20 protein-coding genes are annotated in these 21,663 nt (G+C 54.2%); 9 read left to right on the top strand and 11 right to left on the bottom strand.

What is annotated here, in order from left to right; all coding sequences use genetic code 11:
* Positions 1-3 precede the first annotated feature (3 nt).
* Genes AB1287_RS02760 through AB1287_RS02735 form a run of 6 tightly spaced genes read right to left on the bottom strand, consistent with a single transcriptional unit; the run spans position 4 to position 6,032 of the window.
* Positions 4-1,014 carry a fimbrial protein gene (locus AB1287_RS02760; protein WP_312624873.1) on the bottom strand — a complete coding sequence of 337 codons (1,011 nt, stop codon included), beginning with the start codon at positions 1,012-1,014 and terminating at the stop codon, positions 4-6.
* The gene (locus AB1287_RS02755) at positions 1,011-1,535 is read right to left on the bottom strand and encodes a fimbrial protein (RefSeq protein ID WP_436799815.1); all 525 of its coding nucleotides are present in this window, start codon (positions 1,533-1,535) and stop codon (positions 1,011-1,013) included. The genes AB1287_RS02760 and AB1287_RS02755 overlap by 4 nt, the downstream gene beginning before the upstream one ends.
* Complete coding sequence (locus tag AB1287_RS02750) at positions 1,526-4,039, bottom strand: fimbria/pilus outer membrane usher protein (RefSeq protein WP_435616868.1); 2,514 nt, start codon at positions 4,037-4,039, stop codon at positions 1,526-1,528. The genes AB1287_RS02755 and AB1287_RS02750 overlap by 10 nt, the downstream gene beginning before the upstream one ends.
* 46 nt (positions 4,040-4,085) lie before the next feature.
* Entirely contained in the window at positions 4,086-4,757 is a 672-nt protein-coding gene (locus AB1287_RS02745) for a fimbria/pilus periplasmic chaperone (RefSeq protein WP_435616867.1), read from the bottom strand.
* Positions 4,758-4,813: 56 nt separating this feature from the next.
* The gene (locus AB1287_RS02740; protein WP_435616866.1) at positions 4,814-5,368 is read right to left on the bottom strand and encodes a fimbrial protein; all 555 of its coding nucleotides are present in this window, start codon (positions 5,366-5,368) and stop codon (positions 4,814-4,816) included.
* Between the two features lie 52 nt (positions 5,369-5,420).
* Positions 5,421-6,032, bottom strand: a complete 612-nt coding sequence (locus tag AB1287_RS02735; protein WP_312624866.1) for a LuxR C-terminal-related transcriptional regulator — start codon at positions 6,030-6,032, stop codon at positions 5,421-5,423.
* Between the two features lie 722 nt (positions 6,033-6,754).
* On the opposite strand from AB1287_RS02735, the gene AB1287_RS02730 reads away from it, so the two are divergent.
* From AB1287_RS02730 to AB1287_RS02720, 3 genes are all read left to right on the top strand, one after another.
* On the top strand, positions 6,755-7,486 hold the full coding sequence (locus AB1287_RS02730; RefSeq protein WP_435616865.1) for a transcriptional regulator: 732 nt from the start codon (positions 6,755-6,757) through the stop codon (positions 7,484-7,486).
* Positions 7,479-7,925 (top strand): hypothetical protein, encoded by a 447-nt coding sequence (locus AB1287_RS02725; RefSeq protein ID WP_435616864.1) that lies wholly within the window; start codon positions 7,479-7,481, stop codon positions 7,923-7,925. Before AB1287_RS02730 ends, AB1287_RS02725 begins: the two co-directional genes overlap by 8 nt.
* A gap of 220 nt (positions 7,926-8,145) precedes the next feature.
* Entirely contained in the window at positions 8,146-9,855 is a 1,710-nt protein-coding gene (locus AB1287_RS02720) for a GGDEF domain-containing protein (protein ID WP_435616863.1), read from the top strand.
* Between the two features lie 77 nt (positions 9,856-9,932).
* Here AB1287_RS02720 and AB1287_RS02715 read toward each other — a convergent pair whose 3' ends face one another.
* Both AB1287_RS02715 and AB1287_RS02710 read right to left on the bottom strand, forming a co-directional pair.
* Entirely contained in the window at positions 9,933-11,084 is a 1,152-nt protein-coding gene (locus AB1287_RS02715) for an HlyD family secretion protein (protein ID WP_435616862.1), read from the bottom strand.
* Complete coding sequence (locus AB1287_RS02710) at positions 11,084-11,461, bottom strand: DUF3302 domain-containing protein (RefSeq protein ID WP_312624858.1); 378 nt, start codon at positions 11,459-11,461, stop codon at positions 11,084-11,086. The genes AB1287_RS02715 and AB1287_RS02710 overlap by 1 nt, the downstream gene beginning before the upstream one ends.
* A gap of 524 nt (positions 11,462-11,985) precedes the next feature.
* Here AB1287_RS02710 and tauA point away from each other — a divergent pair.
* From tauA to tauD, 4 genes are read left to right on the top strand one after another with little or no spacing between them, the layout of a single operon-like run.
* Positions 11,986-12,948: a taurine ABC transporter substrate-binding protein gene (gene tauA, locus AB1287_RS02705; protein WP_312624855.1), complete on the top strand. Its 963-nt coding sequence runs from the start codon at positions 11,986-11,988 to the stop codon at positions 12,946-12,948.
* Between the two features lie 11 nt (positions 12,949-12,959).
* Complete coding sequence (tauB, locus tag AB1287_RS02700; protein WP_435616861.1) at positions 12,960-13,727, top strand: taurine ABC transporter ATP-binding subunit; 768 nt, start codon at positions 12,960-12,962, stop codon at positions 13,725-13,727.
* On the top strand, positions 13,724-14,554 hold the full coding sequence (gene tauC / locus AB1287_RS02695) for a taurine ABC transporter permease TauC (RefSeq protein ID WP_312624852.1): 831 nt from the start codon (positions 13,724-13,726) through the stop codon (positions 14,552-14,554). The genes tauB and tauC overlap by 4 nt, the downstream gene beginning before the upstream one ends.
* The gene (gene tauD, locus AB1287_RS02690) at positions 14,551-15,402 is read left to right on the top strand and encodes a taurine dioxygenase (protein ID WP_435616860.1); all 852 of its coding nucleotides are present in this window, start codon (positions 14,551-14,553) and stop codon (positions 15,400-15,402) included. The genes tauC and tauD overlap by 4 nt, the downstream gene beginning before the upstream one ends.
* Positions 15,403-15,470: 68 nt before the next feature.
* On the opposite strand, the gene AB1287_RS02685 is transcribed toward tauD, so the two are convergent.
* The 3 genes from AB1287_RS02685 to ampH form a co-directional block, all read right to left on the bottom strand.
* Positions 15,471-17,174 (bottom strand): lysophospholipid acyltransferase family protein, encoded by a 1,704-nt coding sequence (locus AB1287_RS02685; RefSeq protein WP_435616859.1) that lies wholly within the window; start codon positions 17,172-17,174, stop codon positions 15,471-15,473.
* A 119-nt stretch (positions 17,175-17,293) separates the two neighbouring features.
* Entirely contained in the window at positions 17,294-18,268 is a 975-nt protein-coding gene (gene hemB / locus AB1287_RS02680; protein WP_435616858.1) for a porphobilinogen synthase, read from the bottom strand.
* Positions 18,269-18,413: 145 nt separating this feature from the next.
* On the bottom strand, positions 18,414-19,571 hold the full coding sequence (gene ampH, locus AB1287_RS02675) for a D-alanyl-D-alanine-carboxypeptidase/endopeptidase AmpH (protein WP_312624845.1): 1,158 nt from the start codon (positions 19,569-19,571) through the stop codon (positions 18,414-18,416).
* A 204-nt stretch (positions 19,572-19,775) separates the two neighbouring features.
* Between ampH and AB1287_RS02670 the strand changes: the two genes are divergently transcribed.
* Both AB1287_RS02670 and sbmA read left to right on the top strand, forming a co-directional pair.
* Positions 19,776-20,309: an isochorismatase family protein gene (locus AB1287_RS02670; protein WP_435616857.1), complete on the top strand. Its 534-nt coding sequence runs from the start codon at positions 19,776-19,778 to the stop codon at positions 20,307-20,309.
* A 126-nt stretch (positions 20,310-20,435) separates the two neighbouring features.
* Complete coding sequence (sbmA, locus tag AB1287_RS02665; RefSeq protein ID WP_312624843.1) at positions 20,436-21,656, top strand: peptide antibiotic transporter SbmA; 1,221 nt, start codon at positions 20,436-20,438, stop codon at positions 21,654-21,656.
* Positions 21,657-21,663: the final 7 nt, after the last annotated feature.

The following is a 21,663-nucleotide window of genomic DNA, read 5'->3' as shown; positions in this document are numbered from 1 at the left end:
GCGTTATTGATAGGAAAATGTCAGGCTGGCTAACGCGTTAGCCGTGCCTGGCACAATGGTCCCCTTACGTACATACCTCACCTGGAAAGGCAGCGAGACGGTTTGCGCCGTGGTAGTGGTGGTGATGTAAAACTGGTTGGCTGTGCCCGCTGCGGAACTATCCTGCCCCAGATGAAGAGGGCCTGTGCCATCGTAATAAAACGCTACTCCCAGCGCGCCGGCGGTTGAATCTAAGGTAAGGGCAACCGCGTCGCTGTTGTTTGACGGGTAACTTTGATCGCTCAGGACGGCGCTCAGGGAGATGCCGGCGTCGCAATCCAGAGTGACGTTAAATGCGCCGGCAGCAGCCATGCTGCCTACCGTGGGCAGTTGACGAATATCCACAGCACCCAGATTGACGCTTGCAGATTTGGTGATCACCACGCAGCCGGTCGCGGTGACGGTGATTGTGGTGGGGTTAATGATAACGCTGGCCGTTTTGGTTTCATTGTTGTATGCCGTGAGCAGCGCTGCGTTGATGGTCGGCGTGACATAAACCCCTGATACCAGCGGCTGTCCTGTTTTGATAAAGGTCACCTTGCCGGACCACCCCAGATTTTGCGCAAACCCGCTGGTGCCGTCTGCCGGATAGGTTTGCGTTACGCCGTTTTGCAATGGCATGTAGGCGCTGCCGTAAAAATCTTTCAGGCCAATAATGTAGCCAATGCCCGGAATGCCGGTTTCGAAGATGGTGTAGCTTTTGCCGTCGAGCGTTACGCTCATGCCGGTCGAGACAGTCCCGCTACCGGGTTCCATCGTGCCTTTGCTGCACAAAAAGACCAGCCCACACCAGAACACCTCCTGCACATCTGCAGTGGCGCTCCAGTTGCTGCCAATTACTTTACCCGGAACGATGGAGTTTGCCGGACCGGAGTAGGTCAGTGGGACAGGGGAGAGCACGATATCGGCGACCCAGTTCAATGCCCAGGCCTGGATGCTGAACAGAAAAGTGATTAAAAAAGTCAATGTCTTCATTGGTACTCCACAAGCCAGGTGGCCGTTGCTGATACATCCCCGGCGCCGACAGTGGACTGCGTGGCGATCATACGGGCATAAAATTTCATCTCTACGTCGCTGGCTCCTGCCTGTCCATAGAACTTAGTCTGCGTATTTAAAGGCACGAGCTGGTCGTCTGAGTCGAATAGCGCAAGGGCAACTCCACTTGCGCCGCCGGTGGTCGTTTTTAACCATTGTGCGTTGGCAGGGGCGGGCGTGCCGGTAAAGCGAACCTTTGCCCCGGTGAACGTTGGACCGCAGTTTTGAAGGCTCAGCGTGAACCAGGATTTCACATTGCCCATGCTGCCTGCTGTACGAAACTGTCCGGTGCTGATTGTGCCAAGAGGAACCGTCAGGGTCTTTGCATCTGCGGCAACGTCGCAGGTATTGCCAATGATGCTGCCGGTGATGGAAATTAAAACGTCGTACCCGTGGGCTGGGGCTTGCAGAAGAGAGCCCGCCAGCAGGGCGATTGCACAGAAACGTTTATTCATTGGCAATTCAGCTCCTGTGTGTAAAGGCCGGTCGCCGGATTGAAATGTTGGGGTTTCAGGTAATAAGAGGCCTGGCACTGCTTATCCGCCCCTTTTCCCCAGACGATTTTCAGCGTGCCGGACTCCGCTAAACCCGACATGTATAAGCTGCCGTTGTCGCCGACGATGCCGCTGTTTTGCTGGCGCTGGCTGATGGAGGCGAGGCTGCCAAAAGGCAGATCGCTCCGGCCGTGGCGGATAAAGAACATCGCTTTGAGCCCGGTCTGGGTTTTAATTTCCGCTCTGACGAGAGCGCCTTCTGTCGGCACCACGTTCACAATGGCATTTTCGATCTCGACGTTCTGCCCGGCGGTCGTGACGTCCATTTCAACCCGGTTCTGACGATAGGGTGAAGCCCAGGGGATAACGGCGTAGCCATGGCTGTCGGTGGTAACATTCGGGTTATTACGCAGCGAGGCGCCCTCGGCTCCCGGTGCTTTGACCAGAATGTTGGTGTTGCCTAATGGGCGGCTGAGCGTCACGCCTCCCTCATGAAGGACGATACCGCCACTTGCGCCATAGCTGATATTGCGGGACTGTGGCGAATAGCCGTAGCCCAGGTTGTAGTCACCTTTTCCGGTGGAATATTGCAGCGCGAGATTCCCGCCGTTTTCATTCTGCGAATTTATTCTCTGGCTGGCGCTGTAGAACAGACTTTTGTTGCCTGGCATGTAGCCACTAATACCCAGGTTATAAACCGCAGGTGAAGCACTGGGCTGTAGTACGGAGAAGTTTGCCCGCGTAGCGGCAGCGGGCGAGCCCAGCGGAACAGAAACGGCTAACGACAGGATGTTTTCCTTTTTCCCGCTGCCGAGTGAAGTGCTCCGCTGGTAGCTCAGGCCAAACGATAAACGCCGCCAGGTGCTGTTCCAGGCGAATTGAGTGCTTTCTGACGTCTGATTCGATTTCCACCAGGTTTGTCGTACCCAGGAGAGCGAAAGCGATCCTAAATCGCCCATCTGCTGAGATATCTCGAGCTGGTTTTTGGCTTTTTTGGCCCTGCTTAAATCGTAATAATTGTCGTATTGATAAGTGACGGTTCCGTCGCTGTTTGTCGTTTGCGGCGGGGCACCGCTTTTCATGGCCCGCCATGTGGTGTCGCTCAGGCTGTAAAAGCCTGCGGTTGAATAGCGCCAGGAATAAAAATTAAGCCGGGTGCCGTAATAGTTCAGCAATTTACTGTAACGAACCTGAACAGAATTACCTGAATAGAGATGACCATCGGCCAGTCGGCTGCGTGCGTGGGTAAGATCGACGGCATAAGCACCCACGATCCCCAGATTTTGTCCCGCGCCGATAGCCACCGCGCGGTAATCGGGCGTAAGCTGCGTGCCGCCGTACAGCGTCAGGTTATCGAATGTTCCCCAGTACGCCTCCCCCCAAAACAGCTGTGGCTCGTTCTGGTTACCAGCGGCCTGATATTTGCCTGCCCCTACGGCGTAATGAACCTGCCCCCGACGCAACATGTCAGGCACGCTTGCGAACGGCACGGTAAAATGCTGATTCTGGCCATTTTCCTCTTCAATGGTAACGTCCAGATCCCCCCCAAATGCCGTCGGGTACAGATCTTTCAGAATGAAAGGGCCGGGTGAAACCGTCGTCTGGTAGAGAATGTTGTTATTTTGCCGTACGGTCACGGTGGCATGGCTTTTGGCAATGCCTTTTACTTCCGGGGCGTACCCGCGCAGGCTGTCCGGCAGCATATTATCGTCGGAATTGAGCATAATTCCGCGCATGCCGACGGAGTCGAACAGCTTTTGAGAAGAGAGCACTTCCCCGACGGAAAGCTGGGAGTCCAGCGCTTTCAGATCGCGCTGAAGCCAGGTGCGTCCATGAGAAAAACCATCCGCCTGGCTTTTGGTCCAGGTGGAGTAGTCGCGTAAACGCCATGCGCCCCAGTTCAGCGCGCTGGAAAGCCCGATGAAAAGCTGTTCCGGAGCCTGCGCGTCATCACGCGAGCCGTTGATCACATAGTTCACCCATCCGGAGGTCAGCCCGTAGTCCCAGCTTTCTGGATTAACGTAGCCGCGCGGCAGGTTGACCATGTAGCGCTGGGGAACGTTAACTTGCAGCGTCATGGTTTTGTTGATGAATGAAAATGTGGCCTGGGGCAGGATATCTTCAAGAGACCAGAGCCCGGCTTGTTGCTGCTGAAACGCATTGGCGTCAGCAAGCTGTTTAAGATCGATTCCCAGCGCGCTGAGTTGCTCTTTGCTGAACTTAGGTGAAACGACCCCCTCCCTCATCGCGAAGGGAATGTCGGCGGTGAAAGCAAAATTATCGTTGATATAAATATTAACGTTGTAGTGACCCGGTGGAATTTCATTGCCGCTGCCGATCCACGAAAGATCGACGTTATTATCGACTTCGCCATTAATAAAGGCCGGGTTGAAGCGTAAATCACTTTCAGCAACGGCGTTATCCACCAGCAGAGTTAATGACGATGCCATAAAAATGATTTTAACTTTCATTTTAACCTGATTCATTTTGCGCGATTAAGTTAACTCAAAACTGCGGCTAAAAATGCACGTCCATCACCGGGGTTAATGCACCAAAATCGTTGATGGTTTGATAGCTAATGCGCTGTGCAGCCTGAAATTTTCCCGGGATTGTCGCTTCGCTTTTCGGCGCGATCATCACCGGTGCAACGCTCTTATTGTCAATACGGACATTTGTAGTGGTAATGTAAAAAGGTGTCGGGTTGCTAAAAGTGATTGTCCCGTTATGATTGTTTGCTTTTATTTTTGTATGGCTCTGAACAGCGCCTTCAGCAATACTCTGCGGGCGGTAAAAGAGCTTTATTCTGCTGGCAGACGCAAACTGCAATGTATTTTCAGATGTGGTGGTTTGCATCTGCGGAATCGCTTTCACCGTTATCCAGTAAAGCGTTTCCCGATCCTGAGTAAGTGGTTTTCCGGCAAACAGGACCTTCAGCATATTTTCACTGGCAGGCTTGAGCACGAACAGCGGCGGCGTAATAACAAAATCGCGTGAGGGCTGCCCCTGTTCGTTCTCTATCCATGACTGGATGAGAAACTGTGACTGCGAATCGGTGTTTCTGACTTCCAGTGAGGATTGTTTACTGTCGCTGGTGTAGATAAGACGCGTGGTTCCCAGCCCGACGCCCCCGGCGCGGGCATCAATGGCGCTGAATATCAGCAGAAGAATGAGTGAGTGAAAGCGTTTCATGAATGTCCTTATACTTAGCAATAATGAAGGCCCGCTCCCGGAACGGGCCTTTGTCATCAGGAATAGGTCAGGGTATAAGTGGCAACGGCGCTGGCATCACCTGCGGTGGCATCGCCCGCTGATGAGTAATATTTAGCGCTGAAGTTGAGTGTATTCTCGCCATCACGCAGGCTGGTGACGCTGGATGCGACGCCCAGTTTTACCTGAGCCCCGTCCTCATCATACAGACGGATAGCCACGTTTTGCGCCGTGGAAGCCCCGCCGTTGGAGCCTACAGCCAGGCTTGTGGGGTCAGCTTTATCGGGTGTGCCGCTGAAGGTAATCGCGACGCCCGTTGAGGTTTTGGTGTCACAACCCTGTAAAACGATGGCGAAGTTTTTAGCCGTAGCAGACTGGCTACCTGCGGTTTTCAAAGAAGCTGCGCGGATCTCGCCAAGCTCCACATTAATATCTGCGCTGTTGCTGCTGATGGCACATGCAGTGGTGACCACGCTGCCGTGAAAATTCACCGTGCCGCCACTGACTTCTGCAGCATGAACCGCACCTACGGCTGGTAGTAACAATAATAAGCTGATGGACAGCAAAGATTTAGTACGAATAAGCGAGTTCATGAAATTACCCTACATAATGGCATGATTAAATAGACATCTAATAAATAGATGTTTAGCTGGTAAGAAATACCAGTAAATCTGTTTTATTTCGAAGTCCCAGTTTTCTTATCGCCGAGGTTTTTAAAGCGCTCACCCGGCGATAAGGAATTTCTTCTTTGTGTGCAATATGGTGCATGGAAAAGCCACTTTTTATACCTTTTAATACTTTCCATTCGGCATGGGTTAGCGACATTCGCTGTGCGGGAAAGCGATTTAGCGTACCACGACGGTTTTCAAGTATTCTTTTTAATCTGTATTTCAGGGAGTAGATCGGTTCGTCCGTTGATAAGTAATCATCTACCGCACCGCATGCCCAAAAGTAAAGGCTGCTACACGCTGAATAAATACAGATAGTCATTCCTGGATACGTTTCTTTTAACTGCTGAAGATAACTAATGCAGTCATAACCCTGGATTCCTGATTTATTGTCAGAGATAAATAAAATATCGACGGCGGTTTGCGATAAAAAAAGATCGAGAACCTTTTGTTCACGAACCGACGCTCTAATATGGATGCGTGGGCTAATTTCCTGTATCAGGTTTGATAGTCCACCTCTGGCAAAATTATCCGCTCCCATGATCGCGACTGTTTTATTATGCCCAGGAGAAAATGCGGTAATCATCATCTTGCCCCCTCTGTTTGTGTTGTTAATGTGATTTTTTTTTACAAATAAATCAATGCTGCCTCGCAAAGACCTGTTTTTTAGTTTTTAATGCTGCTTGTTCTGTGTTTGTTGAAATTTTTGAATGTTATAGTAAGGTTTTGGCGCCTTTTTGTGGGGTTTTATACTGGTCTTGCCCGTTAAAAAATGCACCCTTTTTATTCACATCACGCTAACTTTCTTCGGAATAATCCATGGAAATTTCTTATTTTCCGTTAATTTCTGAGAGCCATGTCGCTGTTAGCACGAGCCGCAGATCTTTATATTGCCAAACACCGTGCCCTCCCGCTGATGGGCGGGTCATAATCGCAGGTGTCGAGTCAGGCTATTGTTTTTTAGCGGATTATTATCTACGCCTGTAGCATTAATCATCGTATTAACCGGCATCATTTTTCGAACGCTTGCTGCTATTGTCCTTTTCACTGTTCACATTCCCCTGAATGGCGTTTGTCCTGAGTTCTTTTTTGGATCTAAAAAGCGGGAAAGTAATCAAAATTAGTCAAACCTTAATCAAAAGTTCGAGGTTTTGACGCGGGCTGTAGCGTGACATCTGCCTGTTTCAGAAGATCTGAAACGCGTCTGTAACATCTCTTGCAAGGCGTTAACTTCTTGATTAGGAATCTTTTTAGATTTATAAGCTGTCTGATAGTATGGTTGGGAAAATTCCTAAAATAAGATGCGAACCGATGACTGTTATCTACCTGATCAATAACGTATTGTCATTTTCTCCAGCTGATAAATTACTGAAAAACATCGAAGAAAATATAAGCGCGAGCTTGCATACGCCCGCATCAAACTGTTTGCAGGCGTTGATCGAACGTCAGGGAGAAGTCATCAGGCAGGAAGAACTTTATAAGATTGGCTGGGGCGAAATTAAAGGTCCTTCAACGTCGCCCAGTGCTTATTATCAGTGCTTTGTTAACTTACGTAAACAGCTGAAGATCATTGGTTATGAAGCCGAGCTCGTTATCACTGTGCCCAAAGAGGGGATGAAACTTGATCCGGACGCTAGGATAACTGTGGTGGAAGTGAATCCGGAGCAGGACGTTTCTTCTTTATCTGTCTTTCCGCGCAGTCGGGTCATTACCTCATGGCTGAAAACCAATAAGCTGTTAACCACATTTATTATCGGGTTTTGTGTGGTCATGGTGAAGCTGGTATTCATTTCTTTTCATCGCCATGAATATGTGTCTCAGCGTTTTCGTCCTGTAAATGCGCTACCGGCATGTCTTTTACTAAAAAAGGATGCCGACATATCGACGGAAGAGGCCGTGGACATCATTCATTCATACAAAATTATGTGCAGCAGCGATAAACCGGTCTATATCAGCGTAACTCCTGGTAAGCTGACGGGTATTCAATGTGACAAGGAGTTAAAACGCTGTACTTCATTTACCGAGATATCCCATTATGAATAAATTTATTAGTGCCGTGATGCTTGCCGCATTGTATGCATGTCCCGCTGTTGGGGCGGTGAAAGTTATAGACTGCAATATTATCCATAAATTACATCATGGTAACGATACTGTATCTGTAACCTACAAGCTACATATGGCGAAAAATAGTGGAACGGTGGTTATGCAAGGCGTTTTTGATGAAGGGAATAAAAAATCAGTTATCAGCCGGCAGGTATTGTTTCATTATAAGTCGATAGATGATACAGGCTATCAGCTGACGTCCGATAAAATCATTTCGTTTTCAGGTGAGACGGTGCATCCTGAATCGATGAGAATGCACTATCCCCTCTTTTTCCTGAAGGGAGGAATGCAACTGTTTATGAGTATTCGCGAATTTTCGCCATACAGCCTCGCGATCAGTTTTGTATCTGATGTTTTATTTATTTGCTCCAAACCCTGAGAGTAATCAATTGCCAGGACAGGCTACGGTTGTTTAAATATAAACTTTGGTGTTGAGTTGCCCGGAGAGGAAATATCGCCGTTACGAAGTTTGGTATTTTTCACTGGTACGGTAAACTGACGAAGATAAAAACAATTGGCGGCACTACGCTACACTTTGTCTGACTTAAGCAGCAGGCATAATGGGGTCTGTACCCGAATTCACGTCTCCTGGTTACCGAATGAAAAAACTCAAAAAAGCCTCTTCGCCTTCTAACGTTCTGCGCTATCTGTGGGGGTCTGCAACGGCAACCCTTGTGTTGACGTCGATTCTCTCGTGGTGGCTACTTTCCGGCTCCTGGCAGGCCTGGAACAGCGCCAGAAATGACGTACTTCAGTTCGACAACTTCTATCTTGTTTTGCAGGTTTCCAATGACCTGGCAAGCGAACGGGCCTTTTCTAATGAGCTGGTGCTGAGTCCGCAGGCATCGAAAGCAAAAACCTGGCAGGCGCTGCAGGAAAGCCGACAGATTACCGATAGCGATCTGCAAAAGGTGCCCGCCAATCTGCTGTCGCAGGCGCTGCTGACGGCCACGGTTGAGCAACTGAAGCGCTCGCGTCTGAGCGTCAATTTCTATCAGGACAGGGTGCTCCAGGATCCGGTCGAAGCCCAGCGGGCTATCAATGCGATGGTGGAGGCGACGGATTTCTATCATGAAGCGCTGTTTCAGCACACGTCTGAATTTTTGCTGCTCGAACCGTCAGCGCTCGGGCCGATTCTGCGTGCTCAGGCGCTCGGCGAGCTTCGCGATGCCACGGGGCGCCTGGGTTCCCAACTGCTGATCCCGCTGGCAACCCGCACGCCAATTCCGTTGCATAACGACGAGGCGCTGAGCCGTGGAATGGAGCGGATTAACGTTCTGTGGTGGCTTCTTCGCACCCAGGGTGACGAGGCAGGGTATTTACCTGGCTTCCAGAAGCAGCTGGAAAACACTCGTCAGCAGTTCGAAGAACAGGGCGTGAGGCTGATCAAAATGCTTCATGCGGAGAGTGGTAATGGCGAGGCTTATAGCGTGGATGCGGAAAGTTTTGCCATGCGCTATCACGCCAGCCTTAGTTCCTTTGATGATCTGCTCAATACCTATTTGACAGGCGTGAAAAAACATTACGTTCATGCTCAACAGAAGGCCCTGCTGCATCTGGTCATGGTGATAGCGATCCTGATTTTGCTCTGCCTGCTGACCTCCGGGCTGATCTACTACATCCGCACCCGCGTGCTGCAGCCTATTTTGCGACTCAACCAGATAGCAACGGGGATCATCGCGGGCGATCATCAGGATGCCCTGATGGATGAAAGCACGGCGAAAGAAGTTCAGGAGCTCTTCTCGTCGCTGGGCACGCTCGGCAATAAGCTGCGCGAGCAAACACACCTGAGTAAAAAGCTACAACGTCAGTCGGAAGAAGATCCGTTGACGCACCTCTTTAACCGCCGGGCGTTCGATGCGCTTGCGGGGAATTTACTGCTTAAAGCAAGTCAGGCAACCCCGGCCTGGTTGATAATGATCGACGTCGATCGCTTCAAATCCATTAACGATACCTGGGGCCACCCAACCGGTGACAAGGTGCTGGTGGCGCTGGCCGCCACCCTCAAAAAATTCAGCCGACCTGGCGACGTGATTGCGAGGCTGGGCGGGGAGGAGTTTGCCGTGATGTTCCTCGCCCCTGGTCATCAGGATGTGATGGGCTACACCAGCCGCATTCAGAATGAAATTCGCAGGCTGCGCTTTGCAGGGCCGAAAGGGGAAGCGTTTTCGATTACCGCAAGTTTTGGCGTGACGTCCGGCTGGCAGCGAGAGCTGGGCGATATGCTTGCCGAAGCCGATGCGGTGCTGTACGAAGCGAAAAACAGCGGACGGGATAAAATCTGCGGCCTGCCCACCTCACATGCCTGAAGGCGGGGCCGGGACGTTTTGTAGGCCCGGTAAGGCGTAGCCGCCAGCGGGCAATCTGAGCCACCAGGCGTCACTCTTTAGTGGTCAAGGAAGACGTAGTTTTCCCAGCTCTTCATTCGAATTAAAACCTTACGTATCAGCGACAGCTCCTTGAAGTGGCCGGAATAGACGGCGATTTCGACCTGCGTCCCCTGCGTCCCCTGCGGCAATGCATAGCCTTTCAGGCGCGGGTCGGTGGCTTTCACCTTCACCATCACGCGACCCTGGCCGGCCAGATCTGCCGTTGTCAGCAGTTTCCCCTGCGCCTGGAACTGGCTTTCACCGATGGCGGGCAGCACTTCCACCACTTCGCCGCTGAATACGGTGCCCGGAATGGACGGGAACAGCAGCTCCGCCTTGTAGCCTGGTTTCAGGCGCTGAACTGAATTCTGGCGGAAGGCCGCCACGTAGCTGTTTTGCGAGTCGGCATCCACAGGGATAAATGTCATCACGGGTGCAAGGCCGAGCGCCGTGGACATGTTGCCCTCACGCAGGGCGACGTTGCTGACATAACCTGCCGAAGGTGCGCGAACGACCGTGTTTTCCAGACGGAACTCAGCTTCACGCAGCTGGGCCAGCAGCGAGGCGACTTTGGTATTCTGGCCGTTCACGACCGAGTTCAGGTTATTTTTTGCCTGCTCCAGTTTTGCCCTGGCGGCGATCACGGCGGCATCGGTGGCTTTATACGTCTGGCGACGGGTGTCGACCATCTGATCGGAAAATGCGCCTTTGGCGTGGCCTTCGTTGTAACGGGTGTATTCCCGCTGCGCCTTGTCCCTGTCGGCGATGGCTTTATTGAGATCGGCCCCGGCCTGATCGACACCTGCATCCAGAGAAAGCGCATCCTGGCTTGCCGCTTTTACCTGTGCTTTCAGGTCGTCTACTTTCGCCTGGGCCAGCGTCGGATCGATGCGGAACAGTACGTCGCCTTTCTGCAGCAGGGTGTTGGGTTTGACCGGCACGTCAATGACGCGCCCGCGGTTTTGCGACACAATCGGTACCGTGCGGTAGGCCTGTTTACCTATATCGCTGAACGGATAGTTGTAATTCATTACCAGAATGATCAGGGAAATAAAGATAATCCCGCCGAGCACCGCAGTGGGCACGGTCCACTTATTCAGGGGAATACGAAAAACCTTGAAAATAATGACGCAGAATGCGGCATAGCAGAGCAGTAATAACGTTTCCATTATTGTTCCCTCTTCGCGACAGTGGACGCAGGTGCCATCGCAGACGAGGCTTTAAGCTGATTAATTTCGTTTTTTAAAGCATCCATCTGAATCAGCAGATGGTTCATCTGAAGATGGACAGCCTGCTGATCTTCACTGATGCGATGCATGCCCCAGCCACGGTCTTCACGCCACAGCGTGGCCCAAATCCACAGGAAGGGCCACAGCGCATGCAGGGTGAATAAGCTTACCCAGCCTGCGTAATGAATGGCATCCTGATGAGGATGGTTACGTTTTTTCGCGATGTCATAAGGAATATCGTGGATGGCGATAATTCCGTAAAAGAAAACGATCAGCACTACGCTCAGAATGGCCAGTGCAACATAGTCCAGGGTCATGCTTAAACACTCCAGGGCGTTAGCAAAAATGCAAAATGTACAGGGTGAAAATCACCGTCAGAATAAAGAAGACCATAAAAGTCTGGAGCGGACAAACTCGCATTTATATAAAAATAAATTTGGAACCGTCGGGGCGAGGGCGTTGTTTTATTTAAAAATAAATTTAGCGGAGGGGGAAATAAAAAAACGCCTTCGGGAGTAAGGTGTTTGCGCTGAGGCAAAAGGGTGATATTTCACCTTTGAATCAGGCTTTTGTCTGACGGCGCGAGTGAGGCGAGGGCGACATGCTGAAAGAAAGTGATACAGGAGGCTATTATGGCCTGGCGACCCTTTCTCTTTCTTATTACCACCGCATCCCCACAGCTTTCACGCCGTCGTGGAAAACTGACGCTGGTGCGCTAAATGACTAAGCTTTGCCGTTTTTTTTCTAAAAACGGATTGGCATTAGCCAGAATTTTTAATTCCTTTATCAAACTTCTGCTGCCAGAAATACTGCGCCCATAACCACAAGGGGAGCAGACACCATGGCACGCACTTCGCAGCTTTCAATCCTGGCCGCACTGGCCTTCATTGCCTTTCAGGCGCAGGCGGTCAACGTCACCGTCGCTTATCAGACTTCCGCTGAGCCCGCCAAAGTTGCGCAGGCAGATAACACTTTTGCCAAAGAGAGCGGGGCGACCGTCGACTGGCGCAAATTCGACAGCGGCGCAAGCGTTGTGCGCGCCCTGGCCTCCGGCGATGTGCAGATCGGCAATATCGGTTCCAGCCCTTTAGCGGTCGCGGCAAGCCAGCAGGTGCCAATTGAAGTTTTCCTGCTCGCCTCTCAGCTCGGTAACTCCGAAGCGCTGGTGGTGAAAAAGAACATCAGCAAACCAGAAGACCTGATCGGCAAACGCATCGCGGTGCCGTTTATTTCCACCACGCATTACAGCCTGCTGGCGGCGCTTAAGCACTGGGGCATCAAACCGGGCCAGGTACAGATCGTGAACCTTCAGCCGCCCGCTATCATTGCCGCCTGGCAACGAGGAGATATTGACGGAGCCTACGTCTGGGCGCCTGCGGTGAATGAGCTGGAGAAAGACGGGACGGTGCTGACCGATTCGGCCCAGGTCGGGAAGTGGGGCTCGCCAACGCTTGATGTGTGGGTGGTGCGCAAAGACTTCGCCGAGCAGCATCCTGACGTGGTGAAGGCCTTTGCCCGCAGCGCAATCGAGGCGCAGCGGCCGTACATTGATAACCCGCAAAGCTGGCTCGAGCAGCAGGAGAATCTGCAAAAGCTCTCGAAGCTGAGTGGCGTGCCGGAGAGTGACGTCGCCGGGCTGGTGAAAGGCAATACCTATCTGACCGCTTCCCAACAGGCGCAGCAGCTTAACGGCCCGGTGAATAAAGCCATTGTCGATACCGCGCAGTTCCTCAAAGAGCAGGGCAAAGTGCCCGCGGTCGCCGCAGATTACAGTCAGTACGTGACCGATAAATTTGTGAAGTAACGGAGGTCGCCATGCTGCAAATTTCCCATCTGAGTGCGCAATATGACGGCAAACCGGTGCTGAATGACATTTCGCTGAACGTCGATCGCGGTGAGCTGCTGGTGGTGCTGGGGCCGTCAGGCTGCGGTAAAACCACGCTGCTGAACCTGGTGGCCGGTTTCACGCCGTATCACTCCGGCAGCATCGTGCTGAACGGTGAGCCGGTTCGCGGGCCGGGTGCAGAACGCGGCGTGGTGTTTCAGAACGAAGGGTTGCTGCCGTGGCGAAACGTGCAGGATAACGTGGCCTTTGGCCTCCAGCTCGCGGGCGTGGGCAAGCCAGAGCGGCAGGAAATTGCCCGGAAGATGCTGAAGAAAGTCGGGCTCGAAGGGGCGGAGAAACGCTTTATCTGGCAGCTTTCCGGCGGCCAGCGCCAGCGCGTCGGGATTGCCCGCGCGCTGGCGGCAGACCCACAGCTGTTGCTGCTCGATGAACCTTTTTGCGCGCTGGATGCGTTTACCCGCGAGCAGATGCAAACGCTGCTCCTGCGCCTGTGGCATGAGACAGGCAAACAGGTGCTGCTTATCACCCATGACATTGAAGAAGCCGTGTTTATGGCCACCGAACTGGTGCTGCTTTCCGCCGGGCCGGGCAGCGTGACGGAGCGGCTGTCGCTCGATTTTTCCCGCCGATTCGTGGCCGGGGAATCCTGTCGTAGCATCAAATCCGATCCGTCGTTTATCGCCCAGCGTGAATACGTGCTGAGCCGCGTCTTTGAACACCGGGAGGCTTTCTCATGAGCATTGTGGCGAACGATAAACTCCGCCGCCGCCTGGCGTGGCGCTGGCGATGGCCGCTGTCTCGACAGTTGACGATTGGCTTTGTCACGCTGGCGTTCCTGCTGGCGCTGTGGTGGGCGGTAACGGCATTACAGCTGATTGCGCCGCTGTTTCTGCCGCCTCCTGGCGCGGTTCTCCACAAACTGCTGACGATCGCCGGGCCGCAGGGGTTTATGGATGCGACCCTCTGGCAACACCTGGCCGCCAGCCTGACGCGCATTTTGATTGCACTTGCTGCGGCGACGCTGATAGGGATCCCGGTCGGGATTGCGATGGGGCTGAGCCCGACCGTGCGGGGGATTTTCGATCCGCTGATTGAGCTGTACCGCCCGATCCCGCCGCTGGCCTATCTGCCGCTAATGGTTATCTGGTTTGGTATTGGTGAAACCTCAAAAATCCTGCTGATTTATCTGGCAATTTTCGCTCCGGTGGCAATGTCGGCACTGGCTGGCGTGAAAAGCGTGCAGCAGGTAAGGCTGCGGGCTGCGCAGTCGCTCGGGGCCAGCAGGGCGCAAATCTTATGGTTTGTTATTTTGCCGGGTGCTCTACCGGAAATTCTTACCGGGCTGCGCATTGGGCTTGGCGTGGGTTGGTCGACGCTGGTGGCGGCAGAGCTTATCGCCGCCACGCGGGGCCTTGGGTTTATGGTGCAATCCGCCGGTGAGTTTTTGGCCACAGACGTGGTGCTGGCCGGCATCGCGGTGATTGCGATTATCGCTTTCGTATTAGAGCTGGGCCTGCGCGCGCTGCAACGCCGCCTGACGCCGTGGCATGGAGAAATAGCATGAGTGAACGACTGAGCATTACCCCGCTGGGGCCGTTTATCGGCGCCCAGGTGGCGGGGCTCGATTTAACCCGCCCGCTGAGCGACAACCAGTTTGAACAGCTGTACCACGCCGTACTGCGCCATCAGGTCGTTTTCCTGCGCGAACAGCCGGTAACGCCTCAGCAGCAGCGTGCCCTGGCGCAGCGCTTTGGCGATCTGCATATTCACCCGGTTTACCCGCACGCCGTGGGCGTCGAAGAGATTATCGTGCTGGACACCCACGACAATAACCCACCGGATAACGATAACTGGCACACCGACGTGACCTTTATTGATACGCCGCCCGCCGGGGCGATTCTGGCGGCGAAGCAGCTGCCGGAAACCGGCGGTGACACGCTCTGGAGCAGCGGTATTGCCGCTTACGAGTCGCTTTCTGCACCACTGAAGGCGTTGCTGAGCGGCCTGCGGGCCGAGCATGACTTTCGTAAATCGTTCCCCGAATGGAAGCACCTGAAGTCTGAGGAAGAACATCAGTGCTGGCTGAACGCAGTGGCTAAAAATCCGCCGCTGCTGCATCCGGTGGTGCGCACGCATCCGGTCACCGGCAAACAGGCGCTGTTCGTCAACGAAGGGTTTACCACGCGGATTGTGGATGTCACGGAGAAAGAGAGCGAGGCGCTGCTCGGGTTCCTGTTCGCTCACGTCACGAAGCCGGAGTTTCAGGTGCGCTGGCGCTGGCAGGAAGGGGACGTGGCTATCTGGGATAACCGCGTCACGCAGCACTACGCCAACGCCGATTACCTGCCGCAGCGGCGCATCATGCACCGCGCGACGATTCTTGGTGATAAGCCTTTCTTCCGCGTGTCATAACGATGCCGGGTGGCGGTTTACGGAATAGCAACTGTAGGCCGGATAAGCGTCAGCGCCATCCGGCAGCATTACAAATGCGCTTCGATATAACGCTGATACCGGCTCGCTTTCAGGTAGCTCAAGTCAACCAGCACCAGCCCGTCGATGCAGTGGTTAAAGGCCGGATCGCTGCCAAAATCAATAAACTGCACGCCACCGGGCTCGCATAGCTCCGAATATTGCTTGTACAGCGGCGGGATGGCGCAGCCGAGATTGTTGAGTAGCGACTTCAGGCGGGTGAGGTCCTCGGTGTAATCTTCACCGCCGAACTGCGCCAGCACGTCCGGCAGCGAGGCAGGGTAAGGGCTGCGTGACACCGCCAGCGGGTGGCTTGCCGGGAACCAAAGACGATAAAAGGCGACCAGCAAATCGCGAGCCGCAGGCGGTAAGCCGCCGGAAATCGATACCGGGCCAAACAGATAGCGGTACTGCGGATAGCGCGCCAGATAAGCCCCGATGCCGGACCATAAGTAATCCAGCCCGCGACGTCCCCAGTAGCGCGGCTGAATAAAGCTGCGGCCAAGCTCAATGCCCTGCTGCAGAACATCATCCATCTTCTCATCGTAGTGAAACAGGCTGTGGCTGTAGAGGCCGTCTATCCCGCGCTTTTTTATCTGCTGTGCGGTGGGCATAAAGCGGTACGCGCCGACGATCTCCAGATCGGCTTCGTCCCACAGGATCAGATGCAGATAGTCATCATCATAGCGGTCCAGATCGCGGCGTTTGCCGCTACCTTCACCTACCGCGCGAAACGCGATTTCCCGCAGCCGACCCAGCTCGCGCAGCAGTGGTGCATCCTGATGGACGTCCTGCCGCTGCCAGAGATAGATGGCTTTTCCGTCGGCGGTGGTGCCAAGACACTCGGCATTCGCCAGCTCCCGCCGCAGCAGGGCACGATCTTCAGGCCGCCCGATGGCGCTTTCCGTTCTGAATTTCCCCGGCAGCCCTTTGCCCAGCAGCTGCACGTGCTGGCGGCAGCGCTTCGCCTGCTCTTTTGACGCCAGCTGCGGCTGATACCAGCTTTCCCACGGAATGCGCTCGCCGAGCGTTACCGGCAGGCTGGAGTGGCGGCGGCGGAACATCTGCTGCATCAGCAGCAGCATCGAAAACGTCGGCGACAGCCAGGTTGTTGCGTAAAACAGCGGGCTGTTGTGGGCGTGGATAAACGCCGGCAGCAGCGGCACGCGGAATTTCTCCGCCAGCCTGATAAACCCCGGATGCCAGTGGCCGTCGGCGATGCCCCGGCGCGTCAGTCGCGACACTTCCCCCGCCGGGAAGAAAATCAGCACGCCACCGCTTTGCAACTGTTGCTCCATCAGGCCCAGAGAGGATTTGCGCGTGCGGCCATTGATGTTATCTACCGGAATAAACAGGCCGCTTAGCGGTTCCAGATGGGTGAGCATCCGGTTGGTGACGACTTTGACGTCGCGGCGCACGCGCGAGACGGCGTACAGCAGCGCTAAACCGTCCAGCGTACCGGTGGGGTGGTTGGCGATGACGACCAGCGGGCCATGTTCGGGGATATTTTCCAGTTCGCGAGGGGCAATGTCACAGCAGATATGCAGATGTTCCAGCACCTGTTCGACCATATCCAGCCCGCGAAGGTGCGGATGATCTGCGGCAAACTGCTGAAACTCCTTTTCGTACAGTAGCTTTTTGAGCAGGCTTTTTTGCCAGGGGGCAGGCGTTGCCTGCGGCCAGAGATCGTCGAGGACATTGTCGAGACTAAACATAGCGGCTCCTTTTTCCGTCCTGATGACGAAAGTAGGCGCGCGGCGTGACGGTTACGTGTCAGCGAGATGATGTTTTGGGGATGGAAATTCGCCCGGCAGGGAGCGCCGGGCGTGAAGGATTAACGCAGGATTTTCTTCTCGGCCAGATCGAGGGAGAAGTAGCTGAAGATCAGATCGGCACCGGCGCGCTTGATGGCGCCAAGGCTTTCCAGCACCACTTTCTCTTCGTCGATGGCGCCCGCCTGGGCGGCAAATTTGATCATCGCGTATTCGCCGCTCACCTGGTAGGCGCCAATCGGCAGCTCGGTGCGTTCACGGATATCGCGCAGAATGTCGAGATAGGCCCCTGCCGGTTTCACCATCAGGCAGTCTGCGCCCTGGGCTTCGTCCAGTAGTGATTCACGAATCGCTTCGCGGCGGTTCAGCGGGTTCATCTGATAGGTCTTACGGTCGCCTTTCAGCGCCGTGCCAGCGGCTTCGCGGAAAGGGCCGTAGAACGATGAGGCGAACTTGGTAGAGTAGGACATGATAGCAGTATCGGTGAAGCCTGCCGCATCCAGCGCCTGGCGAATCGCCTGCACCTGGCCATCCATCGCCGCCGACGGCGCAATGAAGTCTGCACCTGCCGCCGCCGCAACAACGGCCTGCTTGCCGAGGTTCGCCAGCGTTAAGTCGTTGTCCACGCCGTGGTCGCACAGCACACCGCAGTGACCGTGCGATGTGTATTCGCAGAAGCAGGTGTCGGACATGACGATCATCTCCGGCACGGCCTGCTTGCAGATGCGGGACATGCGCGCCACCAGACCGTCTTCCTTCCAGGCATCGCTGCCGGTGGCGTCGGTGTGGTGCGAGATACCGAAGGTCATCACCGAGCGAATACCGGCGTTGGCGATGCGTTCAATTTCACGGGCGAGATGTTTTTCCGGGATGCGCATGACGCCAGGCATGGCCTCAATGGCCTTGTAATCGTCAATCTCTTCTTCAACGAAGATCGGCAGCACCAGATCGTTCAGGGTCAGGGATGTTTCTTCAAACATGGCGCGCAGCGCAGCTGATTTGCGCAGGCGGCGAGGGCGTGTGATCAAATCTGTCATGATAGGCCTGAAGGTAATGGGACAATTGAGTGAGTTTACCCGATCGACCGGGCGTTTGTTTCACTATCGTGGTGGTTATGGCACAGAGGAGAAGAGATAAGGGTAAACGGATCTCGGTGACCGTTTACCCTTTAAGAACTCAGGATCAGGAGGCTGGTACAACCTGTGGCGTGTTGCCGCTCAGCTCAGAGACCAGATCGTTAATACCATCGCTCATATTCACAAAGCGGGTCAGCGGAGAGCGGGTAACGACCACGAACGCACCGATATTATGCTGCGGGATCATCGCCATATAGGTGATAAAACCGCCGCCGCCGCCCGTTTTCTGAATGATGCCCGGACGGCCATTTTTCGGCGCCATATAAACCCATCCCATTCCGAGCGCATCGGCTTTACCGGGCACGTCCATCCCGATAACGCGGGTGAGCTGGCTGCGCTGATAGATAAGCGTCTGCATCCGGTCGGCCTGTGGGTTACGGGTATAGAAATCAGAAGAGAGGAACTGCTGCATCCAGCGCATCATATCGCCCGGCGTGGAGTAGACGCCGCCGCTGCCAATGGCCGCCAGCGTGTTATCGCAGGGGCTTGCTCCTTTTTCAGCGACCATCAGACGCTGACACTGATCCGGTGACGGCGTAAACGTGGTGTCCTTCATGCCCAGCGGACGGGTGATTTGTTCCTCAAACAGCTGCGGATATGGCTTGCCCGCCGCGGTGCTCAGCGCATCTGCCAGCAGATCAAACGCGAGGTTGGAATAGGCGGCCTGGGTGCCCGGTGCTTTCGTCAGTTTCGCCGTGGTCAGCCAGTTCCAGCGCTGATTGTGCGTGGGCCAGGTGAAGACCACACGGTGGGCTGCGCCGCCGGGCTGTTCGCGTGGCAGGCTGCTGGTGTGGGTTGCCAGATTCACCAGCGTGATAGGTGTGCCCTGATAAGTCGGCACGCTTGCGCCAGGCGGGGCGTATTTACTCAGCGGATCGTTAAGCTTGACCACGCCCTGATCCAGCAGCTTCACCAGCATTTCGCTGGTCATCAGCTTACTTAACGATGCGATGCGGATAACGGAATCCAGTTGAGGATGCACGTTGCTGCCGGGACGCGTCTCGCCAAAGCTGCGGAAAACTCGCTGATTGCCGTCAATCACTACCAGCGCCATGCCCGTTGCACCGCTGCCGTAATAGATGTGGTTGGCGTAACGATCGACGATGTCAGAAGCAAAAACCGGATCCGGAGAGGTTTGTGCGGCCTGGGCCGCAGGCAGCGAAGCAGCACACAGCGCCGCCAGGAAGAGCAGACTACGTTTCAAGGAAAGCATCCATGAATTGAAATGAAAAGATAATGCGTATTTATACTATTAAACGGCCGCTTGCAAAGCGCCTTTCTGCGGGATTGCGGCAGGAAAAACGTAACGACGGGTAAATATGAATATTTTTCCAGCGAGTGTTTGCGTGCTTCTGTGAACTCGCGCGTATGATACCCTCAACCTTCACAGACAGTTACGGAGCAAAAGATGTCAGATAAGCGCGTTGTCATGGTCGTGGATATGCAAAACGGCGTTTTCGCTACGCCTCGCCGTCAACAGCAGGCGTGCGTGGCAAAAGTGAATCAGCTTACTCAGGCGGCTGACCGCGTTATTTTTATTCAGCACGAGGAAGAGGGCGGTCTTGAAGCAGACAGCGACGGATTTGCGCTATTGCCGGACCTGCTGAGGCCGGACAACGCCCTTTACGTGACGAAAACGGCCTGTGATGCGTTTTATCAGACGACGCTCGAACAGGTCCTGGCCGCCCATGAGATTACCGGGTTTGTGATGTGCGGTTGTGCAACAGATTATTGCGTCGATACCACGCTGAAGGTCGGGGCCAGCAAAGGCTACCGGATTACCGTCGCGGAAGATGCGCACACCACGGCAAACCGGCCAGCCGCCGAGGCCGAAACGCTCATTGCTCATTACAATGACGTCTGGCGTACGTTGACCGTTCCCGGTAATCCCGTCAGCGTGAAACTCGTGGAAACAATTGTGAAGCAATGGCAGGCGAACTAAGCCTGTACCGTCTGGTCAGATTCAACGGTTTGAATGCGTTTCACTTTTGCCGTGGTGGCTGCCGCGGCGATTTTGGTGGTACACAGCAGCAGTGAAAAACGATAAGAATTCAGCAGGAGAGTAGGTATGTTTAAGTCTTTTTTCCCCAAACCGGGGCCGTTCTTTTTGTCGGCTGCCATTTGGGCGCTTATTGCGGTGATTTTCTGGCAGGTGGATGGCGGTAAGTGGCTGCTGAACCTGGCGGGTGCAAAGGGCGATGTGCCGATTGGCGCCTCCCGATTTGTGTCGATGGATTACCTTGTCTTTTATGCTTACTACCTGTTTGTGGTGGGCGCCTTCGCACTGTTCTGGTTCCTGTACAGCCCGCACCGCTGGCAGATCTGGTCGGTCTGGGGGACTGCCCTCATCATTTTTGTCACCTGGTTCCAGGTTGAAGTCGGTGTGGCGATTAACGCCTGGTATGCGCCTTTTTACAACATGATCCAGGAAGCGATGGCCACCCCGCATAAGATCAAAATTGAACAGTTTTATCAGGAACTGAATGTCTTCTTATGTATCGCCCTGATCGCCGTGGTGATTGGCGTATTGAGTAACTTCTTTATCAGCCATTACGTGTTCCGCTGGCGTACCGCAATGAACGATCACTATATGGCGCACTGGTCACGTCTGCGCCACATCGAAGGTGCCGCTCAGCGTGTGCAGGAAGACACCATGCGTTTTTCCTCGACTCTTGAGGACGTTGGTGTGGGCTTCATCAATGCCATCATGACGCTGATTGCTTTCTTACCGGTGCTGGTTGCGCTATCGCCAAACGTGAAGGATTTGCCGATTGTCGGCTCCGTGCCTTACGGTCTCGTCTGGGCGGCTATCATCTGGTCAGTGATGGGGACCGGACTTCTGGCTGTGGTCGGTATCAAACTGCCTGGCCTGAATTTCAAAAACCAGCGCGTGGAAGCCGCCTACCGTAAAGAGCTTGTGTATGGCGAGGATCATGCGGATCGCGCCACGCCGCCAACGGTTAAAGAGCTGTTTACCGCCGTGCGTAAGAACTATTTCCGCCTCTATTTCCACTACACCTATTTCAATATTGCGCGCATTTTGTACCTGCAGGCGGACAACGTTTTCGGTCTGTTCCTGATGTTCCCGTCCATCGTTGCGGGCACAATTACCCTCGGCCTGATGTCGCAAATTAACAACGCTTTCAGTCAGGTGCGCGGTTCGTTCCAGTATCTGATTAGCTCCTGGACGACGCTGGTGGAACTGATGTCCATCTACAAGCGTCTGCGCAGCTTCGAGCGTGAACTTGATAATAATCCCGAGCAGGAAGTGACAAGCTCATTCAGCTAATACAAGG

The sequence above is a fragment of the Scandinavium sp. UTDF21-P1B genome (assembly GCF_040750395.1).
In the GTDB taxonomy this organism is placed as follows: Bacteria; Pseudomonadota; Gammaproteobacteria; order Enterobacterales; family Enterobacteriaceae; genus Scandinavium.
The sequence above is the reverse complement of the archived record's forward strand: the minus strand, read 5'-3'. Positions and strand labels throughout refer to the sequence as shown.